The sequence below is a fragment of the Pseudomonas sp. 273 genome (genome assembly GCF_029201425.1).
Taxonomy (GTDB): domain Bacteria; phylum Pseudomonadota; class Gammaproteobacteria; order Pseudomonadales; family Pseudomonadaceae; genus Pseudomonas; species Pseudomonas delhiensis.
Window position 1 is genome coordinate 7,305,421 of sequence record NZ_CP116775.1, and the last position, 11,064, is coordinate 7,316,484.

Here is an 11,064-nt window from a genome sequence, read left to right on the forward strand (position 1 = left end):
GGGTGTTCTATATGACTGCGTGATTGCACTGATATCGGACCTACAGTCCGGAGTCAGTAGGAGTAGGATGGCTAAGTCATGTCCGGTTGAAGAGCGAGGGGGCTAATCTTTATGAATATGTAGGGCGGTAAGGGATTGAGTCATGTTAAGTGCCACGCAATGAAGGGCGGTGGAGCGAGGTGAATGAGTGAATATATCAGAAGTGATCTTGCTGCTTAAGGAGTCTTTTTCACATCCTACATCGACTCCGAATGTTGGGAGGGAGGATAGGGAGAGATATATTAGGGATAATCAAGAGTGTTTAATTGAGCATGTCGTTGAACCAGTTGCTGTTGAAGCTTATACAGCCGAGTGGACTAGAGAGTTTACGGGGTTTACTGCTGATTCTTATGAAATGCTGTGCATTGCAAAAAGCAAGAATGAAGAGTTGCTTTATGATGAGAGAAATAAGACTTTTTCTTTGGCTATAAGAAATGATAGGGGGAAGCTGTATATTATTGGGTATGCATCGTCAGATGCGTTGGCTGAGTGGCTTGGGTAATCTCTATGGGAAAATATATCCACTTGGACCTGTTCAGTTCCAAGGGGGCGGGCGTCTCTACCAAATCCACATTACTCTCTGAACGCGGCCTTATGTCGGACGACCTGCAGCCGAGTCCTGCCAACAACAGAGGTTTCGTGCAACTGCACTGGCATCAGGCCGGCTAGCGGCCTATTTTTAGTGGCGGTATTTGTTATGAATGGCTTGCGCAGGCCAGGATTAAAAATAATAGTTTTTATATGGGGCTCCAACGCTTTAGGGTACCTAGGCTATGTTTTTTATTGGCATGGCTGGTAGCGTTTTTTAGATTTTTTGAAAAAATAGACTAGTGCTTTGCTGGGCTGGTTAAGTAAAACTCTTCTCCTAGTGCTCCGTGCTACATGGCCTATAAAAAGGCATCGTTTGTCTGAGGATGAATGTGTCGCTGGCTTGGGATCTAAATCCCCGGGAATGGGTGTTACAGATGGATTGAGTGCAGAAATTGTATACTCGCTCACTACGCTCTTTTCTCTAGTCCTATAATTTCAATTCCTATGAAGAACTCCTTCAATACTATATTGCGTATGCGGGGGTGAATTTTTATTGCGATTAGATAGGCGAGAGAGATAGATGTAGAGAGGGAAAGTCTTTTGGGCGGAGTTTGGTGATTTATTTAGCGCGCTAGCAGTGAAGAAAATTTTAAGGATAACTGCGGGAAAAGGAGAGGCAGACACATGGCGGATAGTAACGTTCGATATATAGCAGAGCGAGTGCTGCTGGTGGCAACGAAGAATGACCTCAGGAGAAGATAAATAAAAATAAAAACTCTGAACCAAAAATCGTCGAGCAATCGATGGTAAAGTTTCCGTTTGATGGTGCTGTGGCGATATGCCGCGTGGAAATAGAGGGGTTAACGGAACGTAGCTTCGACGTCTATGGGATGGACTCTCTGCAAGCGATAAATTTAGTTTACAATATCGAAAAATTGATTAGACGCCTAAGCGCTGAGTATGATTTCTATTGGTCATCAGGAGAGCCTTACTTCGACGGTTAGTCATGTTTTTAATGGGCATGCATGTATGGGACGATTCTCAACAGTTCTATGAGTGTATATACAGAGCTATGGAAACAGCGAAAGCAGCAAACAACCTGCTGGCGGCCGTTAGGGATGAATATAGGCGCTTGGCATCAGGGTGAGAGAGCAGAGCTCCCTATTGCTGCCTATAAAGTACTAGATAATACACTGGAGCTGTTTTGGTTCGCCCAGCAAATTGCTGCATGAATTCCAGACGGTGACTGGAAGCTTTTAATTGCCGACAACTCGAATGTCCTTGCAAAGGATGAGAGTGTACTCCTGTATCAAGGAACCTTGAGCCCCACCCAGGTAGAAGCATCTAATAAGCTATTTAGGTTTGGTGCTGAGAGGGGGCGAAATTTCGAAAGTAATGTGGCTACAGTGTGCGCTATATTTATTTTTTTGATATTCGAGGGATATACCTACCTCATATCATCCAACAGCAGTGATCTCTAGATTCTAGACGTTCAAGGTGGTTATGCTCACCTATATGCCAATGGGACTGAAATATCCGAGGCCGAAAATTTGCTTCAGAGCTTTGATAGAAGCCCATTGTTCACGCCACAATGAGTTGTCGAGTAACTTTGACCGTGAGGGGCGTAAATAATTTAGCCTACGGTGCTCAGCCCTCCCCAATTCGCCCATTTTTCTGACTATGCCGAAATTTAATTACGATGAGGTTGTTTTCACAACAGCCGAGGCTTCCTCAAATGCTCGTCCAGGTGCGAAGGCGTGGATCGTTGGAGTATTCGAAAAGCGAAGGAGCGAATTTTTGAAGTCTTTTCCGGATGGGGTCGTATATCTAATTGAGTTCGAGGATGGTAGCTCGGTGGAGGTAATGGAAAATCATTTGAAGCCTTATACCGAGTAAACATAGAAAGAGGTAAGTGGAGTATATGCTATCCAATAGTATTTATGATGGTAATTTACTATCCCTTTCCACGCGGAACGGTGATCTTGAAATTGGAATATCATCCGGAGGGGGATTGAGAAAGATAATAGTCGGCGGGCTTGAAAGGTTGCGTGTTTCAGATTTTAAAGAAGGGAATATTATAAACGCTGCTTATGTGTTCTCCGGTAAGGACGATTCATGCAGCGAGGAGCGCATGGGTGCATTGTTGAAATATGTTTACGATATAGATGATGCGGGCTTGAAAAACAATGAAAGCCTGCGTTTTTTGACTGGAAAGATTGAGGAAATCAAAAGAGGCATGTTGCTTGTTCTAGAGATCGAGCCATCTTGCGGTGGGTATGTGGTGGCTGTTGACAAGTCTATTTCGCTGGTGTGACGGTACGCATAGATGGGTGGTGAAAATTCATTCATGGCGATTTCGCTTTGATTTCAGGTCGCGTGAATATGGAAGCAAGAGAGAATAGAGATGCCGATATTGCAGAATCAGATAAACCTCGATGATTGGGAACCGGTCGTTTCTCGTTGCGACGCAGAGGGTTTAATCAATAGGTTCGGTGGTTTTTCGGACTGCATAATTGTTGAAAGCTACATCTGGGGGGAGTGCTACGTGGACGAAGAGCTTTGTATCCTTTACCCCAGGTTAAGTGCCGCGGACCAAAAGGCAAGAGCAACCTTTCAACGCCAAGGTTTGAATCAAAAAGCTGTTGAGCTTCTATTTATTGGCCTAAAAAGTATTTACATAAAGTGTAGAGGCGATGCAGACGACGGAATAATAAATTTTGTCGCCATTACCGAGGATGGCGGCAGGGGCGATAGACGTTTTCTCGCTAAATCATCCTCTGCTCCAGAGGTGGAGCCGATATTTTCTATTTGTGCTCGTTCAATCTATTGGCGGGTGCTTTAAAAAAGCTAAGAGGCCAAGAGTCTATATTCCAATAAACGACTCGGGATCACCAGAAGTCCTAAGACTAATTCGCATGACTTCTGGTGTCGCCGTGGCTTGGCAATGGCCGTTTAGCCGACTCGAGCAAGGTCGAGTGAAAGGTGTCGCTCGACCTCAGTCGGGCGTGTGCGAGCGGCAGGGGTAGCGCTGCAGGCTGCTGGCGAGCAGGGCGCCGGGGATCGGCTTGTCGAACAGGTAGCCCTGGCCGATGTCGCAGCGGTTGCGCCGCAGGAAGGCCAGCTGCGCCGCGGTCTCGACGCCTTCGGCGACCACCTGCAGCTTGAGGTTGTGGGCCATGGCGATCACCGCCGAGGTGATTTCCATGTCGTCCTGGTTGTCGGGGATGTCCTTGATGAAGCTGCGGTCGATCTTGATCACGTCGATGGGGAACTTCTTCAGGTAGCTCAGCGACGAGTAGCCGGTGCCGAAGTCGTCCATGGCCAGGGTCAGGCCCAGCTGCTTGAGGCGTTCCAGCTGCTGCTTGGTGTCGGCGGTGGCGTCCAGCAGCAGGCTTTCGGTCAGCTCCAATTCCAGGCGCCCGGCCGGTACCTGTTCTTCATGGAGGATGGCTGCGATGGAGCCGACCAGGTCGGGGTCGCTGAACTGCTTGGGCGACAGGTTGATGGCGATGTTCAGGTCGCCCAGGCCGGTTTCCGCCAGCTCGCGGCCCATGCGGCAGGCCTCGCGGATCACCCACTTGCCGATGGGGATGATCAGCCCGGTTTCCTCGGCCACGCTGATGAACTGGTCCGGGCGGATCATGCCCTTCTCCGGGTGCTGCCAGCGCAGCAGCGCTTCCAGGCCGAGCAGCTGGCCGCTGCGCAGGCACAGCTTGGGCTGGTAGTGCACCGCCAGCTCGTTCTGCACCAGGGCGCGGCGCAGGTTGCTCTCGACGAACAGCTTGTGGCTGGCCTCGGCGGTCATTTCCTCGGTGAAGGTCTGCAGCTGGTGCTTGCCGTTGGCCTTGGCCTTGTGCAGGGCCAGGCCGGCATTCTTCATCAGCGTCTGCGGGTCCTGGCCGTGCTGCGGCGCGTAGGCCAGGCCAATGGAGCCGGTGATGTTGATCAGCTGGTTGTCGACGAACAGCGGCTTGTCGAGCACGTCGAGGATCTGCGCCGCCACCCGCTCGCCGCGGCCGGGGCTGGATTCCTCCAGCAGCACGGCGAATTCGTTGCTGGCGAAACGCGCCAGGGTGGTGCCGTCCACCAGGCTGCTGCGCAGGCGCCGGGCCAGGCTGGCGAGCAGCTTGTCGCCGGTCTGGTGGCCGAGGCTGTCGTTGATCCGCTTGAAGTTGTCGATGTCCACCAGCAGCAGGCCCAGGGGCGGGCCGGAGCCGGCGCGCAGGCGTTCTTCCAGCACGTTGATGAAGTAGTGCCGGTTGGCCAGGCCGGTGAGGTTGTCGCGGTAGGCGAGCTTCTCGATGTGCTGCTGGGCCAGCTTGCTCTGGGTGATGTCCTCGTAGATGCCGATGTAGTGGGTCAGCTCGCCGTCGTCGGCGTAGACCTTGGACAGCGACAGCTGCCCCCAGTAGGGCTCGAGGTTCTTGCGCCGGCTGCGGAACTCGCCCTGCCAGCTGTTCTGGTTGACCAGGGTGGAGCGCGCGTCGAACAGCAGCTCGCTGAGGTTGGCCAGGGCCGGCACCTCGGCCAGGCGGCGGCCGCGCACCTCGTCGGCGCCGTACTGGGTGATGGCGGTGAAGCTGGGGTTGACGTACTCGATGACGCCGTCGCGGTCGATCAGCAGGAAGGCGTTGGCGCTCTGCTCGACGGCGCGCTGGAACAGGTGCAGGGCGCTGGAGGCGCTGCGCCGCTCGTGGTTCATCAGGACCTGGGCATACTGGTCGGCCAGCTCGCCGGCGAAGGCGATCTCGTCGCTCTGCCACAGGCGCACTTCGCCGATGTGCTCCAGGCAGAGCACGCCGACCACTTCGCCGCCGACGCGGATGGTGGCGTCGAGCATGGCGCTGATGCCTTGCGGGCGCAGGTAGGCCTCGGCCAGCTCGCGGGTGCGCGGGTCCTGCAGGACGTTGTGCGCGTCGATGGCGCGGCCGCTGTTGATGGCGTCCAGGTAGTTGGGGTAGCGGCTGGCGTCGAAGCCGCGCGGCAGCTCGAACTGGTCGATGTCGCGGCGGTACACCGCCAGCGGCTCCATGTGGTCGTCGTCGGTCAGCCGCCAGATGCCGGCGCGGGCCACGTCGTAGGCCTCGCTGGCGGCCTGGGCGATCAGCTGCGCGGCCTCCAGCAGCGGGTCGCTGGACTGGTAGCGGTGCCGCGCCAGGCGCACGATCAGGTTCTGCTGGGCGCGCGAGCGCACCAGGTGCTGCAGGTGCTCGTCCTGGGAGCGCTGGTACATCTCCAGGGACATCTGCAGGCGCAGGTTCTGTTCCGCCAACTCGCCCTGGGTTTCCTGGCGGGCGCCTTCCTCGTCCTGCAGCAGGTAGCCGTGGAGCAGCTGGCGGCCGCGCTGCTGGAAGGCCTCGCCGACTTCCAGCAGGTTCAGCACGCCGCGGGGCGTGTGCAGGGAGTAGCGCACCTGGTAGTAGGCATGTTCCACCAGTTGCTGCTGGATCTGTTCGTGCAGGCGGTGCCGCGCCTCGGGTTCCATCAGGCTGGCGTAGGGGGCGTCGAGCAGGCCGCAGAGCTCGGCGGCGGCGACGCCGAAGGCGCGCTCGCAGGCCGGGTCGAGGAACAGCAGGGTCCAGCTCGGTTCATTCAACCGCTCGAAGCGCAGCAACCCCAGCCGCGAAGGGACGGGGAGCTGGGTGACAGCCTCGACCGCCGGGCGATTGGCGGTATCGGGATGACTCTTCATGCTCGGCGGTTTTCCACTACTGGGCGAGGTACTTTGCCTCGGCCGACTTCTGCTGGGCGAAGGCAAGGGTGCATGATGCGGTTTTGTCTGACAAGCAATGCCTGTATCGGCGGGACCGGGAGGATTTTGAGCCGCGTGCGGGGTGCCGTTGATCGGAGAATGCCACGCGTCATGGCGTTTTGCCATTATCGCGGCTGGCGGAAATAAAAAAAGCCCCGTCATCCGGCGGGGCTGGAGAGAACGAGCGTGGCGTGCCCGTTGGTGGAAAGCGATCGGCCCCCGGGCGGGGGCCGATGCGGTTACAGCAGCAGGGTGCGGATGTCGCCGAGCAGCTCGCCCAGGCGCTTGGTGAAGCGTGCGGCGGCGGCGCCGTTGATCACCCGGTGGTCGTAGGACAGCGACAGCGGCAGCATCAGACGCGGCTGGAAGGCCTTGCCGTCCCAGACCGGCTGCATGGAAGCCTTGCTCACCCCCAGGATCGCCACTTCCGGCGCGTTGACGATCGGCGTGAAGCCGGTGCCGCCGATGTGCCCGAGGCTGGAGATGGTGAAGCAGGCGCCCTGCATGGCGTCGGCCGAGAGCTTCTTGGTGCGCGCCTTTTCCGCCAGTTCGGCGGCTTCGGCGGCCAGCTGCAGGAGGCTCTTGCGGTCGACGTCGCGGATCACCGGCACCAGCAGGCCGTCCGGGGTGTCCACGGCGAAGCCGATGTGCACGTACTTCTTGCGGATCAGCGCCTTGCCGCTGGGGGCCAGGGAGCTGTTGAAGTCCGGCAGTTCCCTGAGCAGGTGGGCGCAGGCCTTGAGCAGGATCGGCAGCACGGTCAGCTTGACGCCGGCCTTCTCGGCGGCGGCCTTCTGCGCGATGCGGAAGGCTTCCATGTCGGTGATGTCCGACTGGTCGAACTGGGTCACGTGGGGCACGTTCAGCCAGCTGCGGTGCAGGTTGGCGGCGCCGACCTGCATCAGGCGGGTCATGGCCACTTCTTCCACTTCGCCGAACTTGCTGAAGTCCACTTCCGGGATCGGCGGGATGCCCGCGCCACCGCTGGCGCCGCCGGCCGGGGCCGACTTGGCGCGCTGCAGCTGTTCCTTGACGAACAGTTGCACGTCTTCCTTGAGGATGCGGCCTTTCGGGCCGGTCGCCTTCACTTCGGCCAGCTCGACGCCGAACTCGCGGGCCAGCATGCGCACGGCGGGGCCGGCGTGGACCTTGGCGCCGTCGCGGCTGGGCGCGCCCACCGGGGCCGGGGCTTCTGCCTTGGCGGCGGCAGGGGCCGGCGCTGCGGCAGCCGGAGCGGCCGGTGCAGCAGCCGGGGCCGGCGCGGCAGCCGGTTGCTCGGCGGCGGCCGGGGCGGCGGCGCCCGCGACCTTGAGCTTGAGGATCAGGTCGCCGGTGCCGACTTCGTCACCGATCTTGATCGACACGCTTTCCACCACGCCGGCGGCCGGCGAGGGGATTTCCATGCTGGCCTTGTCCGATTCCAGGGTGATCAACGACTGGTCGGCCTCGACCGTGTCGCCGGCTTTCACCATGACTTCGATGACGTTGGCCTTGCCCGCCGAGCCGATGTCCGGGACGGCGATGTCCTGGACGCTGGCTGCCGCCGCCGGGGCGGCGGCAGGGGCGGGTGCAGCGGCCGGGGCCGGAGCCTCGGCCTTGGGCGCTTCGGCAGCCGGGGCGGGTGCCGCGGCCGGAGCCTCGGCTGCGCCACCCTCGACTTCCAGCTCGAGGATCTCGTCGCCTTCCTTCAGGGTGTCGCCCACCTTGACCTTCAGGCTCTTCACCACGCCGGCCTTGGGCGAGGGGATTTCCATGCTGGCCTTGTCGGATTCCAGGGTCAGCAGGCTCTGGTCGGCCTCGACCTTGTCGCCGACCTTGACCAGCAGTTCGATGACTTCACCCTGACCGTTGCCGATGTCGGGTACGCGGATCAGCTCACTCACAATGCGTCTCCTCAGCAGTCCAGCGGGTTGCGTTTGTCGGGGTTGATGCCGAACTTGGCGATGGCCTCGGCCACCACCTTGGGTTCGATATCACCACGGTCGGCCAGGGCTTCCAGCGCGGCCAGCACGACCCAGCGGCGGTCCACCTCGAAGAAGTCACGCAGCTTGCGACGGCTGTCGCTGCGGCCGAAGCCGTCGGTGCCCAGGACCTTGTACTCCTTGCTCGGGACCCACTGGCGGATCTGCTCGGCGTACAGCTTCATGTAGTCGGTGGAGGCGATGACCGGGCCCTTGCGGCCGCCCAGGCATTCCTCGACGTAGCTCTGCTTGGGCTTCTGGCCCGGGTGCAGGCGGTTCCAGCGCTCCACGGCCAGGCCGTCGCGGCGCAGCTCGTTGAAGCTGGGCACCGACCAGACGTCGGCGCCGATGCCGAAGTCCTCGCGGAGGATCTTCGCCGCGGCTTCCACTTCGCGCAGGATGGTGCCGGAGCCCAGCAGCTGCACGTGGTGGGCCGCGCCCTTGGTGTCCTCGTCGAGCAGGTACATGCCCTTGATGATGCCTTCCTCCACGCCCTTGGGCATGGCCGGCTGGACGTAGTTCTCGTTCATCACGGTGATGTAGTAGAAGATGTCCTGCTGCTCTTCGATCATCTGCCGCGAGCCTTCGCGGATGATCACCGCCAGCTCGTAGGCGTAGGTCGGATCGTAGGTGCGGCAGTTCGGGATGGTCCCGGCGAGGATGTGGCTGTGGCCGTCCTCGTGCTGCAGGCCTTCACCGTTGAGGGTGGTGCGGCCGGCGGTGCCGCCGATCAGGAAGCCGTGGGCGCGGCTGTCGCCGGCGGCCCAGGCCAGGTCGCCGATGCGCTGGAAGCCGAACATCGAATAGAAGATGTAGAACGGCAGCATCGGCTGGTTGTGGGTGGAGTACGAGGTGCCGGCGGCGATCCAGCTGGACATGGCGCCGGCCTCGTTGATGCCTTCCTCGAGGATCTGGCCCTTCTTGTCCTCGCGGTAGAACATCACCTGGTCCTTATCCACCGGCTCGTACAGCTGGCCGACGGAGGAGTAGATGCCGAGCTGGCGGAACATGCCTTCCATGCCGAAGGTACGGGCTTCGTCGGGCACGATCGGCACGATGCGCGGGCCGAGTTCCTTGTCCTTGACCAGCTGCGAGATGATCCGCACGAAGGCCATGGTGGTGGAGATTTCGCGGTCGCCCGAGCCGTCGAGCATGGCCTTGAGGGTTTCCAGCGGCGGAACCGGGACCTGGAAGCTCTTCTCGCGGCGCACCGGCATCACGCCACCCAGGGCGGCGCGGCGCTCGGCCAGGTACTTGGCCTCGGCGCTGCCTTCCTCGGGGCGGTAGAACGGCAGGTTCTCGAGGTCGGCATCCTTGATCGGGATGTCGAACTTGTCGCGGAACGACTTCAGGCTCTCGACGTCGACCTTCTTGACGTTGTGCGCGATGTTCTTCGCCTCGCCGGAGCCTGTGCCATAGCCCTTGATGGTCTTGGCCAGGATGACGGTCGGCTGGCCCTTGTGGTTGACCGCCTGGTGGTAGGCCGCATAGACCTTGTAGGGGTCGTGGCCACCACGGTTGAGCTTCCAGATCTCGTCGTCGGAGAGGTCCTTGACCATCTCCAGCAGCTCCGGGCGCGCGCCGAAGAAGTGCTCGCGCACGTAGGCGCCGTCCTTGGCCTTGTAGTTCTGGTATTCGCCGTCGATGACCTCGTCCATGCGCGCCTGCAGCAGGCCGGCGGTGTCCTTGGCGAACAGCGGGTCCCAGAAGCGGCCCCAGATGACCTTGTTGACGTTCCACTCGGCGCCGCGGAACACGCCTTCGAGTTCCTGGATGATCTTGCCATTGCCGCGCACCGGGCCATCGAGGCGCTGCAGGTTGCAGTTGATGACGAAGATCAGGTTGTCCAGCTTCTCGCGGCCGGCCAGGGAGATGGCGCCGAGGGATTCGGGCTCGTCGCACTCGCCGTCGCCCATGAAGCACCAGACCTTCTGCTTGCCGGCGGGGATGAAGCCGCGGCTTTCCAGGTACTTCATGAAGCGCGCCTGGTAGATCGCCTGGATCGGGCCCAGGCCCATGGACACGGTGGGGAACTGCCAGAAGTCCGGCATCAGCCACGGGTGCGGGTAAGAGGACAGGCCGTTGCCGTCCACTTCCTGGCGGAAGTTGTTCAGTTGGTCCTCGCTGATGCGCCCTTCGAGGAAGGCGCGGGCATAGACGCCGGGGGAGGCGTGGCCCTGGAAGAACACCAGGTCGCCGCCGTGCTCGTCGGTCGGGGCCTGGAAGAAGTAGTTGAAGCCGATGTCGTAGAGCGTCGCCGAGGAAGCGAAGGAGGAAATGTGGCCGCCCAGATCCGGGTCGTGCTTGTTCGCCTTCATCACCATGGCCAGCGCGTTCCAGCGGACCAGCGAGCGAATGCGGCGTTCCATGAACAGGTCGCCGGGCATGCGTGCTTCGTGGGTCACCGGAATGCTGTTGCGGTAGGGGGTGGTGATGGCGTAGGGCAGTTGGGTGCCGGACCGGCTGGCCAGCTCGCCCATGCGGGTCATCAGGTAGTGGGCGCGGTCTTCACCTTCACGGTCCAGGACCGATTCCAGGGCGTCCAGCCATTCCTGGGTTTCGACGGGATCGAGGTCTTGCATGGCTTGCTCCAGGGCGGAAAGGCTTCCAGAATCGAAAGCCAGTAGATCGTTGCCGATAGCAGCGCCGGCCTCGTGGGCGACGCCGCGAATTCTTGGAAGTGCACCGGGGGGTGGTTCCGGCGGGTTGTAGTTTTACTACAAAACGCGAGTGGATACAGCCCTTCGCCGAAAAAAGTTAGTAGTAAAACTACAGGCGCCC

6 protein-coding genes are annotated in these 11,064 nt (G+C 59.8%); 3 read left to right on the forward strand and 3 right to left on the reverse strand.

What is annotated here, in order from left to right; genetic code table 11:
- Positions 1-187 precede the first annotated feature (187 nt).
- The 3 genes from PKO50_RS33350 (at position 188) to PKO50_RS33360 (ending at position 3,412) form a co-directional block, all read left to right on the forward strand.
- Positions 188-541, forward strand: coding sequence for a hypothetical protein (locus PKO50_RS33350; protein WP_275628386.1), 354 nt, complete (start codon positions 188-190; stop codon positions 539-541).
- Positions 542-2,482: 1,941 nt separating this feature from the next.
- The gene (locus PKO50_RS33355; RefSeq protein WP_275628387.1) at positions 2,483-2,884 is read left to right on the forward strand and encodes a hypothetical protein; all 402 of its coding nucleotides are present in this window, start codon (positions 2,483-2,485) and stop codon (positions 2,882-2,884) included.
- 231 nt (positions 2,885-3,115) lie between these two features.
- Entirely contained in the window at positions 3,116-3,412 is a 297-nt protein-coding gene (locus PKO50_RS33360; RefSeq protein WP_275628388.1) for a hypothetical protein, read from the forward strand.
- A 153-nt stretch (positions 3,413-3,565) separates the two neighbouring features.
- Here the strand turns inward: PKO50_RS33360 and PKO50_RS33365 are convergent, their stop codons facing one another.
- From PKO50_RS33365 to aceE, 3 genes are all read right to left on the reverse strand, one after another.
- Positions 3,566-6,262 carry a GGDEF and EAL domain-containing protein gene (locus PKO50_RS33365; protein ID WP_275628389.1) on the reverse strand — a complete coding sequence of 899 codons (2,697 nt, stop codon included), beginning with the start codon at positions 6,260-6,262 and terminating at the stop codon, positions 3,566-3,568.
- A 299-nt stretch (positions 6,263-6,561) separates the two neighbouring features.
- Positions 6,562-8,205, reverse strand: coding sequence for a dihydrolipoyllysine-residue acetyltransferase (gene aceF / locus PKO50_RS33370; RefSeq protein WP_275628390.1), 1,644 nt, complete (start codon positions 8,203-8,205; stop codon positions 6,562-6,564).
- 11 nt (positions 8,206-8,216) lie between these two features.
- Positions 8,217-10,865 carry a pyruvate dehydrogenase (acetyl-transferring), homodimeric type gene (gene aceE, locus PKO50_RS33375; RefSeq protein WP_275628391.1) on the reverse strand — a complete coding sequence of 883 codons (2,649 nt, stop codon included), beginning with the start codon at positions 10,863-10,865 and terminating at the stop codon, positions 8,217-8,219.
- Positions 10,866-11,064 lie beyond the last annotated feature (199 nt).